The sequence below is a fragment of the Candidatus Magnetobacterium casense genome, from assembly GCF_000714715.1.
GTDB classification, from domain to species: domain Bacteria; phylum Nitrospirota; class Thermodesulfovibrionia; order Thermodesulfovibrionales; family Magnetobacteriaceae; genus Magnetobacterium; species Magnetobacterium casense.
This window is the reverse complement of the sequence record NZ_JMFO01000007.1, coordinates 65,550-87,673: the sequence shown is the minus strand read 5'-3', so window position 1 is coordinate 87,673 and position 22,124 is coordinate 65,550. Positions and strand designations below refer to the sequence as shown.

The 22,124-nt window shown below is 47.9% G+C and carries 13 protein-coding genes and 2 tRNA genes; 3 read left to right on the top strand and 12 right to left on the bottom strand.

The window, feature by feature from the left end:
- Positions 1-37 precede the first annotated feature (37 nt).
- The 4 genes from Mcas_RS05875 to Mcas_RS05865 form a co-directional block, all read right to left on the bottom strand.
- Positions 38-1,615: a DUF8213 domain-containing protein gene (locus Mcas_RS05875; RefSeq protein ID WP_040334578.1), complete on the bottom strand. Its 1,578-nt coding sequence runs from the start codon at positions 1,613-1,615 to the stop codon at positions 38-40.
- A 195-nt stretch (positions 1,616-1,810) separates the two neighbouring features.
- Entirely contained in the window at positions 1,811-1,933 is a 123-nt protein-coding gene (locus Mcas_RS18965; RefSeq protein ID WP_268748987.1) for a hypothetical protein, read from the bottom strand.
- A gap of 346 nt (positions 1,934-2,279) precedes the next feature.
- Positions 2,280-2,447, bottom strand: coding sequence for a hypothetical protein (locus Mcas_RS18065; RefSeq protein WP_156033188.1), 168 nt, complete (start codon positions 2,445-2,447; stop codon positions 2,280-2,282).
- A gap of 1,007 nt (positions 2,448-3,454) precedes the next feature.
- On the bottom strand, positions 3,455-3,679 hold the full coding sequence (locus Mcas_RS05865; RefSeq protein WP_040334576.1) for a hypothetical protein: 225 nt from the start codon (positions 3,677-3,679) through the stop codon (positions 3,455-3,457).
- 292 nt (positions 3,680-3,971) lie between these two features.
- On the opposite strand from Mcas_RS05865, the gene Mcas_RS05860 reads away from it, so the two are divergent.
- The 3 genes from Mcas_RS05860 (at position 3,972) to Mcas_RS05850 (ending at position 10,923) form a co-directional block, all read left to right on the top strand.
- Positions 3,972-5,486, top strand: coding sequence for a glycoside hydrolase family 3 protein (locus Mcas_RS05860; RefSeq protein WP_040334575.1), 1,515 nt, complete (start codon positions 3,972-3,974; stop codon positions 5,484-5,486).
- Between the two features lie 640 nt (positions 5,487-6,126).
- Positions 6,127-7,578 carry a M23 family metallopeptidase gene (locus tag Mcas_RS16380; RefSeq protein ID WP_052566916.1) on the top strand — a complete coding sequence of 484 codons (1,452 nt, stop codon included), beginning with the start codon at positions 6,127-6,129 and terminating at the stop codon, positions 7,576-7,578.
- A 12-nt stretch (positions 7,579-7,590) separates the two neighbouring features.
- Positions 7,591-10,923, top strand: a complete 3,333-nt coding sequence (locus Mcas_RS05850; RefSeq protein WP_081853644.1) for an Lcl domain-containing protein — start codon at positions 7,591-7,593, stop codon at positions 10,921-10,923.
- A gap of 306 nt (positions 10,924-11,229) precedes the next feature.
- On the opposite strand, the gene Mcas_RS05845 is transcribed toward Mcas_RS05850, so the two are convergent.
- The 8 genes from Mcas_RS05845 to Mcas_RS05810 form a co-directional block, all read right to left on the bottom strand.
- Positions 11,230-12,225, bottom strand: coding sequence for a sensor domain-containing diguanylate cyclase (locus Mcas_RS05845; RefSeq protein ID WP_052566915.1), 996 nt, complete (start codon positions 12,223-12,225; stop codon positions 11,230-11,232).
- 79 nt (positions 12,226-12,304) lie between these two features.
- A complete protein-coding gene (locus Mcas_RS16375; protein ID WP_333782391.1) occupies positions 12,305-15,505 on the bottom strand; it encodes a caspase family protein in 3,201 nt (1,066 codons plus the stop codon).
- A gap of 108 nt (positions 15,506-15,613) precedes the next feature.
- Entirely contained in the window at positions 15,614-17,050 is a 1,437-nt protein-coding gene (locus Mcas_RS05835; protein ID WP_156033184.1) for a caspase family protein, read from the bottom strand.
- Positions 17,020-18,951: a WD40 repeat domain-containing protein gene (locus Mcas_RS05830; RefSeq protein WP_052566913.1), complete on the bottom strand. Its 1,932-nt coding sequence runs from the start codon at positions 18,949-18,951 to the stop codon at positions 17,020-17,022. The genes Mcas_RS05835 and Mcas_RS05830 overlap by 31 nt, the downstream gene beginning before the upstream one ends.
- Positions 18,952-19,068: 117 nt before the next feature.
- Positions 19,069-19,146 (bottom strand) — tRNA-Glu (locus Mcas_RS05825).
- A gap of 6 nt (positions 19,147-19,152) precedes the next feature.
- Positions 19,153-19,225 (bottom strand) — tRNA-Lys (locus Mcas_RS05820).
- A gap of 153 nt (positions 19,226-19,378) precedes the next feature.
- On the bottom strand, positions 19,379-20,536 hold the full coding sequence (locus tag Mcas_RS05815; RefSeq protein WP_162176265.1) for a radical SAM/SPASM domain-containing protein: 1,158 nt from the start codon (positions 20,534-20,536) through the stop codon (positions 19,379-19,381).
- Between the two features lie 42 nt (positions 20,537-20,578).
- On the bottom strand, positions 20,579-22,099 hold the full coding sequence (locus Mcas_RS05810) for an SPOR domain-containing protein (RefSeq protein WP_040334571.1): 1,521 nt from the start codon (positions 22,097-22,099) through the stop codon (positions 20,579-20,581).
- Between the last annotated feature and the right edge of the window lie 25 nt (positions 22,100-22,124).

The window sequence follows — 22,124 nt, the reverse complement described above, 5'->3', positions numbered from 1 at the left end:
TTGGAATAGATACTGCTCATGATTCTGAATACTTCTATCAGCAACACTTTATTCCTCTGACATATTTACATCCATCCCAACAAAACATGCCAGTGCAAACGTTATTTCTACAGTTAGTATTGTTCGGTACACAAGTAGGAGTAGTAAACTTGGTAAGATTTGGTGCCACAGATGTTGCTGTTATAGAAGATGTCTCATATTCACACAACATAGTTGTATCAGAAAATCGCTTGCCATCCTCACAAAAGAAAAAATGTAGATACCAACTTTCTGCGCCAGGAGCATATACTGAGTCAGCATTCTGATAATAAGGTTGTATCTTCCACCTATATAAAGTTCCTTCTTCAAGTTTAATATGCAAGTTTTTTATCTCGTACTGACAATCTGTGTTAAACAAAGGAATTGATGTAGAACAGTAGGTTTTACTATCTACATCCGCCCTTCCTTTATAAACATAATCATTACCATCATTACCATCAATTGTAAGCGTATAAAATTTAGCACTAGGGAAATTCGTCCACCATTTGAAAAAAGTAGCATTAAAACTATTGGTAGTAGCAATGTATCCACAAGGGGATGAGGGTAAAGGTGAAACCTGACATTCCGGTCCAGCAACAAAATCTGGCATAGCAAAAACAAACATCCAATTACAGCGTGCATCTTTGTAACCATAGTTGTCCACACAAACATCGTGATTTAAACAGGCCTGTGTGTATATATTCACTTCCCTATTAGGAACCCCATCCCCTATGCATCCCTTGCCACAGCGCCCCAAACACTTATCTCCACCAATAGAAACTTCTTCTGTCTCAGTATTTAAAGGTGGTTGTAACTTCATAGAGAGAAAGTTTATCATACCGAAGTAAGTAATATATTGAGGGTATAAAGCAAATGGTATATAACAGTAATTGCCACCATCTTTTGTGTATGTTGCATCACGTTTACCTGATCCATCTGTAAAAGCATCACAAATACTATCACTCTTTGGAGTAGGAAGTGAAATTCCACACCACGATACAGCTTTAGTTGTCTCAGACTCCGCAAAAGATTGTGCGTATTCAAGCATATTTAAGGGTAGATTGCTCGGCCAACTATCCATCAGGTTTAAGGTGCGCACCAACTTATCCTCTACGAGTGTTGAACCTCTGAGTTCTCTTGCCACCACGTTTAAAGCCTTGTTTACAAGGACATTGTCCGCTTCTGTAAGCATCGCCACTGGACTATTGCTGTCATAAGCCCTGATATGGAAATCACCTTCTTTGCTTCCATAACCGATCCTTACGTTTATCTGCTTGTCGTTTACGATAAGGTTTATGTCAATTGCCTCGTCTGAACGTCCGTTTACAGCCGAGAATCTGACTCCAGGCTTTTGGGTGTCTTTGGTCTTACCAACGTCAATTGTATAACCCTCGATCTTATCATCCGATTTCGTGGAAATCGCCAATCTTGTAGCGGAAGTTCCAGAAATACATGTTGTAGACGCATCCTCGGCAAACACCGCACTAATCAAAACCAACAAACTGATTACAACTAAAAACACTTCACGGATTACGCCAGACATACCGTGGGACTGGCAATGCTTCATCTTCGTTCGGTTGCTACCTCTCCTGAACATAACTTCCTCCAAAAACACTTCGGACTTTTTTACTCTATGACCGGTGAAACCGGTCGGTTTATTCTATTGTTTAATTGCGTAAAATGGCTAAAATCAAGGGTATATCCATAGGCGACACTCGGGCAAATTTCACCCCCCATAGTGGAAGACACAAGGCCGGAGATCGCGGTGTTGGTGGTAAGAAAACAGCTAAGACTAGCGTTGCATTGTGTGTGTGTGTGTGTGTGGCAAGAACGTTGCCAGACAGGCCGATGCCACGGCGGTGCTTGGGCACCCTGCCTTGAGTTCAACCATCTTTGACCCCTTCGTGATTGTCATAGGGTTATTGTAACCGAAGGGGAAAATGGTGTCAAGTGAATTTTTGTTCACGGGTTTTTTTTAAGGGTGTGTTACTTCTGTTGTGGAGCAGGTGATTGCTTCAGAATCCGCTATCTATGTTCACCCTATAATGTCATGATTACCTACCGCACACAGCCTGTAGATATTACCCTCCTGCCTGAAAACACACCTGTAGCTTCTATCTACGTAGAATTCCCAATAATCTGAACCTTGTATCTTATGAATCTTCAAGGAAGGGTGTCTTGGATTTTTTGATAGCAAACGTATCTGCTTATCAAATTTCCTCTGCACAATTTCTGGAAGGCTCCTGTATTGAGAAAATATTTCAGGCTCTATCGTTATTATTACCACGAAGGTCTGTTATTAGTTTTTCAACATTGGTGTAACTCTTAAAATTACCGGAACTGTAATTTTCTTCAGCCTTCCTTAAACTCTCCTGAACTTCCTCAGTCCAAAACCACGATTGAGAATCCAAAACATCCACCGTTTTCATATTTCCACCTCTTTCTATAAACTTGCCTGTTTATATAATAATACATGGTCAGTCTATTAGTCAAATATTTTTCAACCGGATGGGATACCTCTTCTCTTTTGGGTTGCTATCTCTCCTGAACATAACCCTCTCCAAAAACAATTAAGAAAACAGCCAAGATTAGCGTTGCATTGTGTGTGCGTGTGGCAAGAACGTTGCCAGACAGGCCGATGCCACGGTGGTGCTTGGACACCCTGCCTTGAGTCCAATCATCTTTGACCCCTTCGTGATTGTCATGTGGTTATTGTAACCGAAGGGGAAAATGGTGTCAAGTGAATTTTTGTTCACGGGTTTTTTAGTGCGGTTAGGCATGGCATAATCGGGCATGATTAGTCAAGTGTTTTTATTCAATACCTTCGCCAAAAAGACGGATGCCATAAAAAGCCTGTGATGATATAGCAACCTGAATTATCTGCAAAACGGTTGTAGGTAGTGGTAATGGATGAATTATTCCTGCTAAAGCGATTCTATGCACTTATTACACTCATCCTGAAAGGGTTCCCGTTTATAATGAGGTGATACAACTCTTATAAGTCTAACTTTTGTGTTATGACGTCAAGTGTGTAAATGTCTCATCGCGGGACTTTTGACAGTAAAAATATTTTGGCGAAGGTATTGTTTTATTGTGATAAACTTATAATCCCGGTATACTGATCGGATTCGAGTTTTTGGGGTATCAAAATTGCTTGCATGCAAGAAAGAAAGGGATGGAAGGGGTGGGGCACGATTTTCCCGCAGCGGGGGGTTGGCAAGGGGTTGGCAACCCCTGGCTCAGTGCCCCTGGCTGAAAGTCGCACCCGCCCCTGCCACAAACCGCCCCTTTCTTTTCTCTTACGGTCAAATGCTATTGCACTGCGGTCAGGGGGGAGAAGGCTTGCCGACAGGGTGTTGTGCTTCTGCCGGCAAGTAATGAAGGGTTATTGATTGGAGAGTACACAATGGATAGACTTAGAAATACTGATTTATATCTATTTCACATAAAATGGCATGGTTACTTGTGCTGCTTCTTGGTGAACATCTTCCACGGCCTTTTCAAACTGCGCACACATGGGCACTGATATCTTTCCGTACTGCCGCAGTGCGCAGATAAGCGCATCTATTTGTTCATCCTCGTTCAACGAATCAAACGGTTTGGAATCCTTTAACAGTACTACCTCGTTTGTTCCTCTTTGCACAACTTCGTTAGCTCTCATAATCTTGTCTCCTTTCGGTTGTCTTTAATTCTTTCTTATATACGCTTAAGCCTATATCAACAATTTCGTTCGCATTATGTATATCAAATCCCGTGCCAGTAAAAATAAAGTCTCATTGCCCTATGAGTAATGCCCACCGGCATAAGTCTGCCAGAGGCATCGGGCACTGCTGCAGGAGAAAAGTTTTCCCTGTGGTTGGGAAAAATGTTGTTGATTCTGTATCAGTCAATATTGTAACTATCTAGGGGTTTCTGATAGACTCTTCTATACGGTATATTGTGAGCACAGACACATGACAGAACTGAAAGGGTTGACCTTGACAGAAAAGCTATATCAGTTGATAATAGGCAGGCTGGATGGTAACATGATTGATTCAGCGTGCTACCGTGAGCGGATACTGGGGCTTGTGGATAAGGGGATCGGTGGATTTATAATCTTTGGCGGGCACAGGGGGCGGTTGAAGCAGTTTATAGAGGAGTGTCAGGGACGTTGCCGCAGGACGCTGTTTTTTGCCTCTGACGTTGAACGTGGCGTGGGGCAGCAGATAAGCGGGGCTACAATGTTTCCATGTCAAATGGCTGTGGCAGCGGCAGTGAGAATGGATGCCGAGGATGATGTCATGCTCTTGCGACAGGCCATTGATGCCATTGTCTCAGAGTGCATTGACATGGGGATCAACATGCCTCTGATTCCCGTCCTGGATGTAAACAGAAATCAGTTTAACCCCATTATCTGTACGAGGGCATTCTCCGACAATCCTCACACGGTATCCTGGCTTGGCCGCCTGTACGTCGAGGCCATCGAACAGGCAGGTATCATGTGCTGCGTCAAACACTTCCCCGGACACGGAGATACCGCTACAGACTCACACATCGCCCTGCCCATAATAAACAAGAGTTGTCAGGAACTCTACGACGTAGACCTCGTCCCCTTTTCGGAGGCCATAAGCACGGGTGCTCGGGGCATCATGGTTGGACATCTGAGCGTCCCCTGTTTCGATGAGGCACCAGCCACCCTGTCGCATCGGATAGTGACGGGACTACTGCGCAAGAAGTACATGTTTGACGGTCTCATCATAACCGACGCCCTGAACATGGACGCACTAAAGCAGATAGACAACGTACCGGCCAGTTGCATCAATGCCGGCATAGATGTATTGCTCCACCCCCTGGATGTTGATGACATGGTGGATGAACTGACTCTGGCATTAAAAACCGGTATCATAGCACAGAGACAGATAGACCAGGCTTGTAAACGTATCCTCTCAGTCAAGGGCAGACTCAACATGCGTCACAGGGCCATAATAAATCCCAGGAGACATGTTCGGTTGTCGGAGCAACTGACCGAAATGTCCATAACCCTTGTAAAAGGAAAGGGAGAGATATTCCCTCTGCCCTGGCAGTCACGCCTTATAATCGTTGGTGAGGATAAACCCTGTGACGCCTCTCCGTTGTTGACGTACTTTGACAAGTGCACAAACATCAGGAATATCTCCCGTCTCTGCACATCCCCATCGGACATGTCCCACATGGCGGTTGTAATTGCGGTATTTACAAGCGTCAAGGCGTGGCGTGGAAACTCCGGGCTAATCCAGAGCGACATAGACCTCATAAACGGTATTATACGTGGTTGTCGTCATTGCGTTGTCATATCCTTTGGCAGTCCCTACGTGTTGAGGCACTTTGATGCAGCAGACATCCTGATAGCGGCCTATGAGGAGTCCGTGCACGCCCAACTGTCCGTAATCAAGGCTCTGCGCGGGGAGATGGCATTCTCCGGACACCTGCCCGTTACAATCAAGGCGTAATCTAAGGTGAGTTTTGTCCTCCATTCAGAACCACCATCCATCAACGGCCCCACCCCCTCGTCCCCCTTGACCCCGTAATGCTCGAGCCTGATTCTTTAATATCCATGCTTAATTTGCCGTTACCGTAAAAGATATTTTTTCGGGGACTTGACAAATATTTTCGATAGTGATATAGTATATTATGGGTATATGGAAGGTAAATAATACCAGGGGAATACCAGGGGAATACCAGGGGAATACCAGGGGAATACCAGGGGAATACCAGGGGAATACCTTCTTGCGCTCAGTCAAATAGCATACCTTTAGTCACTTTTCCTACAAAAAACCAGCAGCTTATTCATCCCAATGAGAAGGGGGTGTTAATTATGGATAAGTAGCGGGATTTTTCTTTGTTATGCCTCAGTTTTTAAATTTAATCCGCTTGTGTTATGTAAATGAGCAAGGGTGTGGTGTTGCTATTAAGCCATGTGGTGTTACGCCTGTAAGTGAGTTCATTAAACGCAAGGAGGGAATGGTATGTGAAACTGTCAGATTTGTGTGATTATAACTTTTTGCAGGGTTTGGGGTATGCACGTATGATCCTAAACAAGTAATGAGGATATGTAAACGTATCAAAATTAAGACAAGGAGATATAAATTTATGAAGAACAAGAGATACATAATAGTTGTAATAAGTATTTTTGTTTTTGTGATGGTAACAGCCCTGTCACCCACAACATCTTGGGCAACAACGGCGTATGCTTTTCGATATCCAGTTGGAGATGAGCATGGAAATGGATGGTTAAACAATAAGAATGGTTTGAAGTGGCTTCAAGGCCATGACTACGGTGGCAATTGTGGTTCGGTTTACCACCCTGGCATAGACTTTAATAAAGATGATATTAGTGGAGATGGAGATTACGGAGAACCTGTTTACGCTGCCGCTGACGGTGCTGTTGTAGCCACATCAACATCAAGTTGGGCAAGTATTTTAATTACGCACACATTACCCAGTGGAGATGTCGTATTATCTCTATATGGTCACTTAAGCGAGGTGCTGGTAAATGATGGCGATGATGTTACATATGGTCAACTTATAGGTAAGGTAGGTAAAACAGGGACACCTAGTTCCCATTTGCATTTTGAAATAAGAAAAAGTAACATGGCATCTGCAGCAGCAACCTCTTTTCCTTGTGGAAAGAGTGAAGAGTGGGTAAAGGAGCGCTATTATGATCCAATAGCATTTATAAACAATTTCCGCTACTGGACAGGCACGGGTTCGCTTATAAGGTACTATGCGAGGAAGTTGCAGTTGAATGGAAATTACGCTGGTTTGAACTTTGATATTGACGGGATACATCCTGGCAAGCCAGCAGCTTTTTTCCAATGGCAAGTAGATGCAACAAACGGATGTGGTCGCCTAAAAATTGACAGCACTGGACTTTCAGACAGTGAAAAAAAGAAGGTTGACATTACTATGGGATGGTGGGAGGATAGACTATATGATGTCATATTTAAGAATCAGGAGTTACCAGTAGTCATTACTCATCCCTTGGGCAACAACGTATCTGATGGAAATTGGAACGTTGTAATGGTTACTTTTAATAACACTATCACTACCACTAATGGACGTTTATATGCGATATGTACAACTGAGGGGGTAGATTATACTACTTGGGGTATGGCCTTTAACTATCCTGGAGCAGGTACATTGTATGACGGTACTTACAAGTGGTATGGAAATGGTTCTATAATGAGTGATTATTTTGAGAATATCTACGACAGTTCTGTATCTTTTGGTGCCTTTAAGGATATGGTTAAAGTTAAAAAATCAGATTATAAACCGGTTGCATTTTTCCAATGGCAGTCATGGTCCAGTAGATGTAACCGGCTTATATTGACTGCGTATAATTCACAGGGGAGCGAGAGAAGCCCTGGTGTTGAAATTAAGGTAAAGGGCTGGAATGCACCTGATTCACAAGCAAGTGGGGTCAACACAACATTGCCCTATACAATATATCCTTCAGGTGATTGGCAGGTCATAGAAGTCAAGTTTAAAAACCCTGCAACTGAGGATTTAACGATAAAGGCAAGTTGCCCCGGTGTAAATTAAAGGAGGATTAGAATGAGTTCACGCAGAAGATTAACGCATAGTTACATATTGCACATTGTTTCGGTGAGTATCGTGTTTTTGTCTATGTTGTGTATGTCGGTACAATTGGCATATGCAGTGTGTAATGGAAAGGACCCCTGTTATACTCTAACCGTAACAAAATCAGGGTCAGGCACTGGTTCGGTAACAACTTCCACCGACAGCCTTACATGGAATGGTAATACCGGCACGGCGTCGTATGACTCAGGTACACCAGTAACCCTAACGGCAGCACCAACCTCTGGTTCAACTGTAACATGGGGCGGGGATTGTGCAGCGTCAGGGTCAAATTCAACCTGCACGGTAACGATGTCGGCGGCAAAGAATGTGACAGCGACGTTTACGGCAGGCACAACACAACAATACACCATACGCGCAACAGCCGGTACGGGTGGTTCGATCTCTTGCACACCGACGAGTGTATCAAGCGGTGGTTCATCCACATGCACCATAACACCAAGCACCGGTTATACCCTCTCAGGTCTCACAGACAACGGTACAAATGTGTTGTCAAAGGTGTCAAACAACACCTACACAATAACCAACATCACATCAAGCCACACAGTTGAGGCAACGTTTTCAGGTGGAACCACTGGGCAATACACCATACGCGCAACAGCCGGTACGGGTGGTTCGATCTCTTGCACACCGACGAGTGTATCAAGCGGTGGTTCATCCACATGCACCATAACACCAAGCACCGGTTATACCCTCTCAGGCCTCACAGACAACGGTGCAGATGTGTTGTCGAAGGTGTCAAACAACACCTACACAATAACCAACATCACATCAAACCACACAGTTGTGGCAACGTTTAAATCATCCTCAACCGCCGGAACTGTAAGTCTGCGGCAAACTGGCCAGATGACGAGCTACTACGCGGGCGACGACGGGGCGTTAAAAAAAGGCGTGGCGTGGCCTAATCAAAGATTTACAAGCAATACTGATCAGACGGTCACCGACAACCTCACAGGTCTGATCTGGGCCAAAGACGCCGGTACGCCAACAGTGGGCAGTTGCAGCGGCGGCAAGATGACCTGGCAGGCGGCATTGACCTATGTGGCCTGTCTGAATACGACCAGTCACCTTGGCCACAACGATTGGCGACTGCCAAACGTTAATGAACTGGAGAGTATTACCAACGCCGGCCAGGCTGATCCATCAACATGGCTAAATTCGCAGGGCTTTGTCAGCGTACAATCTGACTCCTATTGGTCGTCTACTACCTATATCTACAATAACAATACATTCAGCGCGTGGTACGTTTATATGTACAATGGCGGCGTGTTTGCATACAACAAGACGGAGCCCTATTACGTATGGCCAGTACGTTCTGGGCAGTCTGGAGCATTTGGTAATGCGGCCATTTGGCAAACCGGACAGACTATCATGTACGCTACTGGTGATGACGGAGAATTACAAAAAGGCGTGGTGTGGCCTAATCCAAGATTCGATGATAGCAATCAGGTGGTTACCGACAACCTTACTGGGCTTATCTGGGCCAAGGATGCCAGTACACCAACTGAGGGCAGTTGCACAGGCGGTAGTATGAGCTGGCAGGCAGCGCTGGATTACGTTAAGTGTCTGAATGAGGCTAAATACCTTAATTATAGCGATTGGAGACTGCCAAACAAAGAAGAACTGTTTAGCTTGATTGACCGGTCAACGTCTAAACCATCAATTTCATCAGGCAATCCATTTATCAACGTGCATGGTAGCGAAAATATTAGCTACGACTGCTATTGGTCGTCTACTACCTACGCTGTCAATGCGTCCTCCGCGTGGGCTGTCGGCATGTACGATGGTAACGTGGACGCCTACGGCAAGACGAGCAGCCGCTACGTTTGGCCAGTTCGTAACTGGTCAGCCCCTACCACTCAATATACCGTAAACGCAACAGCAACACCCACAGCGGGTGGTTCGATCTCCTGCATACCGACAAGCGTAGCAAGCGGTGATTCATCCACATGCACCATAACGCCAAGTACTGGCTACAACCTGTCAGGCCTTACAGACAACGGTGCAGATGTGTTGTCGAAGGTGTCAAACAACACCTACACAATAACCAACATCACCGCAGACCACACAGTTGTGGCAACTTTTACATTAACCACATCAACTCAATACACCGTAAACGCAACAGCAACACCAAGCGCGGGTGGTTCGATATCCTGTAACCCTATGGCAAACATATCAAGTGGCGGTTCATCCACATGCACCATAACACCAAGCACCGGTTATACCCTCTCAGGTCTCACAGACAACGGTGCAGATGTGTTGTCGAAGGTGTCAAACAACACCTACACAATAACTAACATCACCGCAGACCACACAGTTGTGGCAACTTTTACTTCAAGTCAACCTACGCCAGGCAATAAGGCAAGATACGACTTCGACGGCGATGGTCAAAGCGAAATCTTGTGGCGGAACAGCACAACAGGTGATATTGTTGTTTGGTCTATAGACAAAAACAGCTTAAACTACTTATCCCGTGAGCTTGCAGAGAAGGGGGATAGGATACCAGGTGAATGGCAGGTATTGGCTGTAGAGGATTTTGATGGTGACGGTAAAAGCGATATTTTATGGGAAAACGTCAATAACGATGCTGTGTACATATGGTTTATGAACAGCTTGCAACATGGCCCCAAAGATGTATATTGGATTAAACCTGGTACAGGGCCATCGTCTCCACGCCTATGGCAAATAGAAAAGTTTGGAGATTTTAATGGAGACGGAGTTGCGGATATTTTGTGGAGACATGAAGAGACCGGATATGTTGCTATCTGGCTCATGAGCGCTATTGGAGTTTCCGATTACTATTATGTAGCCACAAAGACAGTGGCGGATTGGCAGGTTAAGGCTGTTGCGGACTTCGATAGCGATGGCAAAGCAGACGTACTGTGGCAAGGCACTAACGATGAGTTAGAGGTCTGGCTCATAAAAGACAAAAACACCACCCCAAGCAAGGCTACTGTAGGAGTGGTATCTTCAGATTGGCAGTTTAAGGCCGTTGGTGATTTTAATGGTGACGGTAAGGCCGACGTGCTCTGGCAAAACACAAACGGTGAGGTTGCTATCTGGCTCATGGACGGCTTACAAAGCCCTACGAAGAAGTCTGTAGGAAAGCTGCCTTCAGATTGGCAGTTTAGGGCAGTTGGGGACTATAACGGCGATGGTACGGCAGATATACTGTGGCAAAACACTAACGGTGATCTTGCTGTTTGGATCATGAAGGATTCAACAATCAATCAAAGAATCTATGTAGACAAGACTGTTCCTGGCCAGTGGCAAGTTATAGGTCGATAGATACAATCTGTCACTAAAGTAACCATACAAACAAAGATGGGCTGTCCACTTGGGCAGCCCTTTTTTTTAAGTAGCCGAGCATAAACATGTATACTGAAATGACACAGGTTTTTTCAGGCATGATAATTGAGCGTGAAATAATGGGGTCAAGGGGACTTCTTTCCGGCCGGGGCGCCTCGCCCCTCCCCTTGCAGGGGGTTCTGAAGGGGGGCGGAGCCGCCCCTTTCTTTTTTTAATTGGGTGAATTACGTTATAGCTACTTATGCTTTTCTGCTTATTAGAAGCTGGAGTACTACGCTTGGTTTTTCAGGAGCAGAACATGAAGTCGCTTCTGCCGAGGTCTTTTACCTTATACATGACGGAGTCTGCCTTTTTGATGAGCATATCGGTATCGCGCGCATCCTGTGGATAGAGGCTGATGCCAATGCTGGCTCCGATGGTACACTCAATGGTGTCAAACTGAAATGGCTTGCTAATAACGTCGATTATTTTTTCAGCGATATGTTGGACGTCTTTTTTTTCGCCGACCCGGGTGAGTATTACATTGAACTCATCTCCGCCTATCCGTGCAACCGTGTCGGCGTCACGCACACAACCCGACAGGCGCTTGGCCGATTCCCTGAGAACCAGGTCGCCGATCTGGTGTCCATACGTGTCGTTGACATGTTTGAAGCGGTTGAGGTCTACATACAGCAGCGCTACCAGGTGACTGTAACGCTTTGCCTGTACGATGGCCTGTTCCAGGCGGTCAAAGAACAGCATACGGTTAGGCAATCCGGTCAGGACGTCAAAGTGGGCAATGTACTTGAGTTTTTCTTCGGCCTCTTTTTTCTCCGTTATGCCAACACAGGAGCCTATGAAGCCTATAAACTTATTATCATTTGTAAAGCGTGGGTTGCCCGTATCCAAAATCCAGCGATAGACGCCATCATGGCGTCGCAACCGGTACTCCAGACGGAATTGCTGTCGCTTCTGATGTGACTCGCTGCACATCTCCCTGCACCTCTGGTAATCCTCCGGGTGTACGCCCTTTAGCCAACCCTCATTGGCTTCTTCGCTGAGACCCTTGCCGGTGTATTCAAGCCAGACCTTGTTGAAGTAGTTGCGTCCCGTATCGGCATCCGACATCCAGATAAACACGGGCGCCGAGTCTGCCATTATGCGAAACCTGCTTTCGCTCTCAACCAGGTGTGCCTCCATTTCGTTACACCCCATATTAGCGCGCTGCATGGCAGAGAGACGGCTCCTAAACTCACACAACTCATCGATCAACTGCTGCTTTGTCTTGTCCTCGTCTTTCATCACGGATATTTAGTGTACAATAAGTTCAATACAAAAATAAATCCCCGAAAATTTATGAATCCCTCATCTCTGTTTTTATCTACTGTTGCAGTATCATTGCCACCGGGAAATTGACGTATCCTTCAGGGATGTAAGTGATCGGGTGTTGGGCACCACCTGTTAATTGTTGGACTTCTCTGTGCATGTAGGTCTCCAGGTCTTTTATCGTAATTGCGGAATTATAAATTTGGATACCTCCATTGCTAATCCCTTCACTAATGACGTAGGTGAAAACCCCATTTTGCCATTTGTCGGACTGTTGAGAGAGTTCTCTTGCCCTGCCCGAGGTAAATATGACAGCGTTTACGTCCTTGAGTCCCCTGACAAAGGCGTCATTATCAACCGCTCTGTTTTTTTTGCCACCTATCTGGTTAGAACGACACGTGTCGGCAAAGACGAGTTTTTTGACCGGGATATCCAAGGCAGCCTTAAGCCTCCGCCCCGATATGGCCCTTGATGGGTCAACCGAACCATCGTTGTTAAAAGCGGCATCCGATGGCAGGAAATAGTACCCACCACGGTTGTCGTTAATGCCCTGTCCCGACATAAACAGGATGATAACATCGTCTGCAGCGGCTTTGGCAAAATAGCCCAGATTCTTGACAATATTGTCGTATGTTGGTTTGATGTCACTGTGGTCGCTGATAATGAGGCTGTTGACTTCACGAAACAGTTTGTTTCTTTGTTTTTCAAATGCCGCAACGATTGCCTCCGCATCATTTGCGGCATAGCTGATGGGGGGAATCTGCTTGTTGTCATAGCGATTTACGCCGACAGAGAGTATCCAGAGGGTTGGCAGAGTGGTTGGAGTAAAAGTTAGACGCAGTCTTTTACGGCCTTCCGAGTAGCCGTTAAAGGCAAATACCTCTATGAGGTTTTCTCCGTTGTCCAGTTTGACGGGGACCTTCAAATCAATGGTCTTTTGCCCTTTGGGTATGTTAATTGTGCGGGAGGGAGCATTTGCCGTTACCTCCCTGCCGTTGAGCAGGATGCTTACTTGTTTGATGTCATTATTGCCGTCCTCGATATTGATAGAGATGTCCTGGGTTTGGGAGTAAACCTCTGTATCATTGTCGGGGGATTTAATCACGACAACAGGAGGTGGTATATCATGGATTCTGATAACGGCGGAGTTTTTTTGATCGATTCCAAGTACCTGTGCAATGGCCTGTTGGGTATTGCACAGCGTAAGTGCCGCCTTCACCACCTGGGGGTTGTAGAAGGTTGCCCGGTACCGGCTAATGTCATAGACGGTATTTCCTGTGTGGACGTTGATGTGTTTATCACCGTTTGGAGAGGCGTTGTAGTAGCCCTCCGGGGTAAATGCCACCCATTGGCCATCAGCAAAGGAAGCGAACTGAACGAGTTCCTTGCCCGTGGTGATATCCCACAGTCTCAGGGTTTTATCTCCATACTCTGACGATGTCTCTGAGGTGTTTACAGCCGTACCGGCAGACAGGACATACCTACCATTGGGGGATAGCGATACGGAGATCGGTCCACTGCCATGACCGGTGAAGGTTCTAAGCTCCTTGCCGGTATTTATGTCCCACAGCTTCAGGGTTTTATCGCTGCCTGCGGATAAGACATACTTGTTATCGGAGGACAGTGCTACGGAGGTAACCGGAGCTGAATGTCCGGAGAAGGTTCTGAGCACCTTGCCGGAGTCTGTATCCCACAGCTTCAGGGTCTTGTCCCAACTGCCCGATAAGGCGTACCTGCCGTCGGAGGACAGCGCTACAGAGGTAACCGCAGCGGAGTGGTCGGAGAAGGTTCTGAGCATCTTACCGGAGGTTGTGTTCCACAGTTTCAGGGTCTTGTCCCAACTGCCCGATAAGGCATATTTGTTGTCGTGAGATATTGATAGGGAGGTCACCGGTTCGGAATGTCCGGTGAAAAGTCTAAGTTCCTTGCCGGTGGATATGTCCCACAGCCTCAAGGTTTTATCCCAACTGCCGGATAGGGCATACTTGCCGTTGGGGAATATCGTTACGGAGGAGACATGGCTGTTATGTCCCTTGAAGGTTGCTGTTTTCGTGGCGGTGGTTATGTCCCACAGTCCCAGGGTGTTATCCCAACTTCCGGATAGGGCATACTTGCCATCGGGCGATATTGCCACGGAGGTTACAGCGCTTGTATGCCCCTTGAAGGCTTTCATCTCCATCCCGTGAGATATATCCCACAGTTTCAGGGTCTTGTCCCAACCTCCGGAGACAACATATCTGCCATCAGCCGATATCGCTGCGGAACCAACCTGCTCGGAATAACCCTCGTCGCCATGAGCCGACATCCCAGCTTGCCCGGAATAGCCATTGAAAGTTCTGATATCCTTGCCTGTGGCTATGTCCCACAGTCTCAGGGGGGTGCCGTAACTTTCAGACAAGACATGCTTGCCATTGGGGGACAGCGCCAGGGCGCTGACAGGGTTTGAAGGCTCTATGAAGGTACCGACATCTCTGCCTGTGGCTATGTTCCATAGTCTCAGGTGTTTCTTATCACCCCCGGATAAGGCATACTTGCCATCGGAGGATATCACCACAGGGGGGAAGGCGCCTTTGAAAGTTTTAATCTCTCTGCCGGAGTCTATCTCCCACATCTTCAGGGTTGCATCACCACTTGCGGATAAGGCATACTTCCCGTCGGGGGTTATCGCAACAGAGCGAACCTCTTTTGAATGTCCGGTGAATGTTCTGAGTTCGTTGCCGGAGGCGATGTCCCACAGCTTCAGGGTATTATCAAAACTTGCAGATAAGGCATACTTTCCGTCGGGGGTTATCACAACGGAGCGAACCCCGGACAAATGCCCCTTGAAAGTCCTGACCACCCTGCCGGTGCGTATGCTCCACAAATTCAGGGTTTTATCATCACATGCAGACAGGGCATACTGACCGTCGGGGGATAGAGCAGCGGCGTAAATGTGACTGGATTCGTTGAACGTTCTCACCTCTTTGCCAGTGTCTATCTCCCACAGTTTCATGACTTTATCAAGATCGCTTGCAGACAGGACATACTTGCCATTGCCGGAGAGCGATACGGAGATAATGCTCTGTGAATGCCCGCTGAAAGTCCTGATCTCTCTGCCGGAGTCTATTTCCCACAATTTCACGGTTTTATCAGCACCTCCGGAGACAAAATACTTGCCATCAGGGGTTATCGCTACGGAGTTAACCGGACCCAAATGCCCACCCTGTACGGAAATCTCCGCATTATTGCCCCCGTAAGCCCCTCCGGTGGTTAGCAACAACAGGATGGCTGTAACGATTGCTTTACGGCTTCCATAATCTGATTTCCAATGTTTTTCTTCATACTTACACTGCCCTCCGTCTGAGTTTATAGCACATATTTTTCCCTACTTTAGGTCTATTACTGCCACGGGGAAATTTACATATCCTTGTGGGATGTGAGTCATGGGGTGTTGGGAGCCGTTTGTCAGTTTTGGGATGCGTTCGGATATGTAGGTGGCCAGTTGCTTCATCGTAACCGTTAGGGTCTTGATGGATGTGCCCTCACCCTCCATCCCTTTGCCTGCCATCCCTCTAATGGTAGCGTAGGTGAAAACGCCCTGCTGCCACTTATCGGACTGCAGAGAGAGTTCCCTTGCCCGGCTTGCGGTAAATATGACCGTTTTTACGTCCCTGAGTTCTCCAACGAAGCCATCGTTATCCACCCCTCTGGTACTTCCGCCACTTGTCCAGTTGGCGTGGGATGTGTCAGCAAAGACGAGTTTTCTTGACGGGATGATATCCAGGGCAGACTTAAGCTCCCGTCCCGATATGGCCGTTGAGGGGTCAACGGAACCGTCGTCGTTGAAGCCGGCATTGGATGGCAACAAATAGTACGCACCATGGTTATCGGTAATGCCCTGTCCCGATATGAACAGGACGACAACGTCATCCGCAGTAGCCTTGGCAAGATAGTCCAGGTTCTTCACAATATTGTCGTATGTCGGTTTGATGTCACTGAGGTCGCTGATAATGAGGCTGTTGACTTCACGAAACAGCTTGCCCTTTTGTTCTTCAAATGCCGCAACGATTGCCTCCGCATCATTGGCGGCATAGTTGATGGCGGGAATCTGCTTGTTGTCATAGCGGTTTATGCCGACAGAGAGTATCCAGAGGGTCGGCTTAGTGGTTGGAGCAAAGGTTACACGCACGTTCTTACGGCCTTCCGAGTAGCCGTTTGAGGCAAAGACCTCTATGAGGTTTTCCCCGGTGTCCAGTTTGACGGGGACCTTCAAGGCAATGGTCTTTTGTCCTTTGGGTATCTTAATTGTGCGGGAGGAGGCATTTGCCGTTACCTCCCTACCGTTGATCAGTACTCGCACTTGTTTAACGGCATGGTTGTCGTCCTTGATATTGATTGAGATATCCTGCAATTGAGAGTAAACCTCTCCGTTATTGTCGGGGGATTTAATCACCACGGAGGGCGGCATAATGCCCCGAATGTCGGCAGCAACAGGCATTTCCTTATTTGCACCGGATACCTGTGCAACGGCCTGTTGGATATTGCCGGTTTTCAGCGCCGCCTCCACAATCTGGGGGTTATAGTAGACTGCCTTGTACTGGTCAATGCCATAGACGGTATTTCCCGTGCGGACGTTGATGTATTTTTCGCCGTCTGCCGAGGCACTGTAGTAGCCCTCCGGGGTAAAAGCCACCCACTGGCCATCAATAAAGGATACGAACTGAACGAGTTCCTTACCCGTGGCTATATTCCAGAGTCTCAGGGTCTTATCTCCATATTCGGGTGATGGCCCTACCGTGTCCATACTCGTACCGGCAGACAAGACATACCTGCCATCGTGGGACAGCGATACGGAAATCCCCCCGCCCGATGACCGGTGAAGGTTCTTAGTGCCTTGCCGGAGGCGATATCCCACAGCTTCAGGGTTTTGTCGTTGCTTCCGGATAAGGTGTACTTGCCGTCGTGGGACAGCGCTACGGAGGTGACCCTGCCGGAGTGGCCAGTGAATGTTCTTAGTGCCTTGCCGGAGGCGATGTCCCACAGCTTCAGGGTTTTGTCGTTGCTTCCGGATAAGGCGTACCTGCCGTCAGAGGACAGCGCTACGGAGGTGACCTTGTCGGAGTGGCCGGTGAAGGTCCTGAGTTCGTTGCCAGAGGCCGTGTCCCAGAGTTTCAGGGTCTTGTCCCAACTGCCGGATAAGGCATACTTGTCGTTGCGGGATAGTGCTACGGAGGTGACCTTGTCGGAGTGGCCAGAGAATGTCCTGAGTTCGTTACCGGAGTCGATGTCCCACAGCTTCAGGGTTTTGTCCCTGCTTCCGGATAAGACATACCTGCCGTTATGTGATATTGCTACGGAGTAAATATAATTGCTATGTCCCTTGAAGGTTTTAATTGCCCTGCCGGAGGCTATGTCCCACAGTTGCATGGTATGATCCCAGGATGAGACGACATACTTGCCATCGTGGGATATTGCTGCAGAGTTAACGGCCTCAATATATCCCTTAATTCTGTTGCTAGGCATAGTTATCATGGGTGGGGCTTTGGCACCGGTGTGTGGGTCATCAGCGGGCATTATTACGGCGTTGACTGGTTCCGTATATTCCGTAAGAGTTTTAACGCTGCCAGTGGTCATATCCCACAGCTTGAGGGTTCTGTCGCACCCTCCGGATAGGGCATATTTGCCGTCAGGGGATAGTGTTGCGTAGCTGATCAGATCGGCATAGCCTTTGAGATTTTTGACCTCCTTGCCGGTGTTTATATCCAACATTTTCAGGTCACTATAGGCATCTCCGGATAAAACATATCTGCCATCAGGGGACAGTGCCAGGTGTTGAACAGGGGTCGAACTTCCTTTGAAAGTCGTAACCTCTCTGCCGGTGGCTAAGTCCCACATCTTGAGGGATGTCCCAAGGGTTGCAACCAGGGCATGCCTGCCGTTATGGGTTATTGCCACCGGGTAGAACCCTTTTTTGAGAGTTCTGAGTTCCCTACCGGTGGTTAAGTCCCACGGCCTCGGGACGTTATCCCCGCTTGCAGATAAGGCATACTTACCGTCGGGGGACAGTGCCACTGCCCTTACACCTTTTGAGTGCCCGATGAACGTTCTGAGTTCCCTGCCGGTGGCGATGTCCCACAGCTTGAGGGTCTTATCCTCGCTTGCAGATAGGGCATACTTGCCGTCGGGGGTTATCACTACCGAGTGAACCTTGTCTGCGTGTCCGGTGAAAGTCCTGAGTTCCCTGCCGGAGGTTATGTCCCACATCTTGAGTGTCTTATCTTCGCTTGCAGATAGTGCATACTTGCCGTTGGGGGATATTGCTACCGAGTGAACTTTGTCCGAGTGTCCGGTGAATGTTTTGAGTTCTCTGCCGGAGGCGATGTCCCACAGCTTGAGGGTTTTATCCTCACTCGCAGATAGAACATGCCTGCCATCAGGGGGTATTGCAATGGATGTAACCGGGCCAAAATGTCCTCTGAAAGTCCTGATCTCCTTTGCCGTGTCTATGTCCCACAGTTTCATGGTTCTATCCTCACTGCCGGAGACGGCATACTTGCCATCAGGGGTTATAGCTACGGCGGTAATCGGGCCGAAATGCCCCGCCTGAACAAAAACCTCCACCTTGTCGTTTCCGTAAACCCCTACGGAGGCCAGCAGCGTTAATATGGTTGCAACAATTACCTTTGCGGCTTTAACAATTAGGAGTCCAACGTCTTTTTTCATATTTACCCCTTTAAGGCTATTATCGCTCAGGTATATATTATACGATATCAATGGAATAAACAACAAGGCAATTTTGCTTATGGGAGGCTATCATATTTAGCCGTAAAAAAGTGGAGTTGGCGTCCCCAACGGGATTCGAACCCGTGTTACCGACGTGAAAGGCCGATGTCCTAGGCCGGACTAGACGATGGGGACTCCATGTGAGCCGCCTGGGAGTCGAACCCAGGACGCCCGCCTTAAAAGGGCGGTGCTCTACCTGCTGAGCTAGCGGCTCAAACCAAGCTCAATCCTTTAATTATACAGGATATTTTTGCCGATGTCAACAGTGTTTTTTTCGGACAATTTTTTTTAATTAATTACGAGCAATGGTCTTGCCATAGATATTCGCAAATCCATCCTATGCTGCATGGGAGGATGCTTGCCCTTATCACATTTCTTTTTCCGTTCTTGCCTTCTGACATCTGTAGAGATCCTTGCCTGATGGGTCACCGAACTCTGCGGCCCTGTATCTGCAACCGCCTCTGCATGTCAGCTTCTCCTGGCAATCATTGCACTTTAGACTCGCTATCGTTATCGGTTTAATACGCTGCCAACATTTCAGCAGGCCATCCTCCATTACGTTGCCAACGGGCTGACTTGCGTAGAAGGCACACTTGGCTGCTTTGCCATCTGCCAGGACGGACATCAGATGATAGCCACAGGCAAAGTCCGTATCACCGTAGTGGATTTCTCCACCAAAACCGTAATTCAACAGCCTCCCGCCAATTGCCGGAGATACCTTCAGGTTTGTGTGCTCCTTAAAGTTACCGGCTACAGAGGCGATGTCAACTATCCAGTCCTTGACCCCCATCTCTGTAAACATCCCTTGCATGTGGTCAAAGTCGTTGACGTTTAAGGCATGTATCATCGTCGAAACGGACGTGGCAAACCCCTTGCTGACAGATGCCTCAATGGCCTCCAACGTCCTGTTGAATGTACCTGCCCCCCGCAACGCCTCATGGCCATCCTTCATGCCGTCCACGCTGATGATTACCTCATCCACGTTTAAGGTATCAAGCATGTCGTTATCCAGTAACAGGCCATTTGTAAACAGGAGCTTTCTCAGGGCAAACCGTGGCAGCAGGGCGTTTAAGTGTGCAAAATCGGGGTGCATCGTCGGCTCTCCCCCCGTTAGCAACACCCTCAGCCCCTGCATGTCCTCAAACTCGCCCAGTACCGAACATATCTGCTCCACGGTCATCCTGTTAGTCCTGGACGACTCTATGTAGCAGTGCTTGCAGTTCAGATTACACTCGTCCGTGAGCTGTAGTTCGAGGTATCGCAGTGACGGCAGAGGCGATTGTTGCGGATTGGGTCTGCCCTGCAGTGGAGCGGTTGGTCTTTTGGTCCGCTGCATAGCCTGTTGCAGGATACCCTCACCGATACAGAAGTCAACGAACTCGGTTGCCTCACCTAAGACACCCTCATCAGAGGCCGCCATCGCCAGGAACTCAAACGCTGTATCGTCAACCTCATAGAGGTCGTCCGTCTCCACACGGTATAGACACGGCGTTTCGAGCCGCTTGAGGTGACACCCCGGTGCCAAAAAATACCTCGTCCCTGACATCTGCGTACTACAGGGCAGTGCTCACATCTTTTTCAGGATCAGGTCCACGTTTTTCGTCCCTTTGAGCTTATTTACGGTTTTAAGTGCATCGGCCTTGTTCTTGTACCGGCCAACAAAGACCTTGTGCATGGCAACGTCTTGCCCCGACTGTGGCGGAAACTCCCTGACATAGGCACTGTAGCCTTCCTTCTTGAGAGATTCCTTCAGACGCTTGGCATTTGAGGGGTCTGCAAAAGAACCCAACTGTATCGTGTAGGCCTCCTGGGCTGTATCGACGGGTTCTTCGGGGGCTTTCTGCCTATCCTCTTTTACGGGTTTGGCCGCTTTATGAGGCTTTGACTCCTTGGTAACAACGGCCTTGTCCTTGGGCTTAGGCTTATCGGGGACTGCCTTTGGAGACTTTTGGGCCTGACGTTGCTGTTGTACCTGTTCTTTGGGGGGTACTTTTACCTCTTCTGGTTCAACGTACTCAGGCGTAATGCGTTGTTGCTTTGGTGGTTCCGGCGTAACCCGGTTCAACGGCTCCGGTGTTGCAGCAACAGGTGCAGGTGTAGCGACAACCACCGGAAGTTGCTGCGGCGTGGGTTTTACAACCGGCACGATGGGCTGCGGGGTTGCTTTTTGAGCGATAAGCGGCTTTTTGCCCTTTGCAGGCTGGCCATCCTTTACTGCAAACATATAGACCACGCCCACGATTACCACGAAAACCGCCGCAACTATCCCGGCAATGAGCCGCTTCTTCTTGGCGTTTTTCTCCTTCAGCGACCGTATAAATTCCTCCTCATCGTGTTCCAGCGTGGTGATGTCCTCTGCGTAGTCTTTATTTTGACGATTGATCTCTTCCTCAAAGTCAAACCTCTCCCTCTTTTGGCGTAGAGCGGCAAGTCTGGGGTTTTCTTCAAAATCAGGGGTATCTTCTGCCGACTCTGCTGCGAAGGCTTGTGTGTCCTGTCCAAACCCCTCTGCATCCTGGGTATCCCGGTCGTTCTGGTACGATACCTCCTCCAGTTCAAACAGTCCAGCCTTTTCACGATGCCCAGAGGAGTCATCTTCCCGGGGGTGAACCTCCTCCTCTTCCTGCTCCTGCTCATATTGAGGTAGTGGTCGCGAGGCTTTTTCTGTGGCCACGTCGTCAATGTCAGGGTCGTAGGGGGCCGTTTCGTTGAGCATGTCGTTTGCGTCTACAATGTGGATTCTTGTCTTTTCCAGGAGGTCCTCCCGCTCTACGGGTATCCTTACGGTATCGACTATCTTGTAGATGGTTCTGTATCTGTCATCATATCGTTTATCTATTTCGGTGAGCATGATAAAGGGGATGTCCGGGTGTGTACTCCGAATGTCCCTGATAATCTCATAGCCGCTGGCGTCCATCAGCATGGACTTAACAAATATCAGCCCGGGCGGATTCTTCTTCACCTGAGCCACAGACTCAGCCTTGGTCGTGGTACTGTAAACTGTATAACCTTCTTGTCTTAGTATCTCGCTTATTTGTTGGGAGTTATTCTTATCATCATCTATGACGATAATGCTACTGTCACTCATAAAATCACTCCTTCGTAATATAAAT

Excerpts from the sequence above, each read along its gene's own strand:
- Mcas_RS05875 (WP_040334578.1), bottom strand. The coding sequence starts at position 1,615 with ATGTTCAGGAGAGGTAGCAACCGAACGAAGATGAAGCATTGCCAGTCC.
- Mcas_RS18965 (WP_268748987.1), bottom strand. The coding sequence starts at position 1,933 with ATGACAATCACGAAGGGGTCAAAGATGGTTGAACTCAAGGCAGGGTGC.
- Mcas_RS05865 (WP_040334576.1), bottom strand. The coding sequence starts at position 3,679 with ATGAGAGCTAACGAAGTTGTGCAAAGAGGAACAAACGAGGTAGTACTG.
- Mcas_RS05845 (WP_052566915.1), bottom strand. The coding sequence starts at position 12,225 with ATGAAAGACGAGGACAAGACAAAGCAGCAGTTGATCGATGAGTTGTGT.
- Mcas_RS16380 (WP_052566916.1), top strand. The coding sequence starts at position 6,127 with ATGAAGAACAAGAGATACATAATAGTTGTAATAAGTATTTTTGTTTTT.
- Mcas_RS05860 (WP_040334575.1), top strand. The coding sequence starts at position 3,972 with ATGACAGAACTGAAAGGGTTGACCTTGACAGAAAAGCTATATCAGTTG.
- Mcas_RS18065 (WP_156033188.1), bottom strand. The coding sequence starts at position 2,447 with ATGAAAACGGTGGATGTTTTGGATTCTCAATCGTGGTTTTGGACTGAG.
- Mcas_RS05830 (WP_052566913.1), bottom strand. The coding sequence starts at position 18,951 with ATGAAAAAAGACGTTGGACTCCTAATTGTTAAAGCCGCAAAGGTAATT.
- Mcas_RS05850 (WP_081853644.1), top strand. The coding sequence starts at position 7,591 with ATGAGTTCACGCAGAAGATTAACGCATAGTTACATATTGCACATTGTT.
- Mcas_RS05810 (WP_040334571.1), bottom strand. The coding sequence starts at position 22,099 with ATGAGTGACAGTAGCATTATCGTCATAGATGATGATAAGAATAACTCC.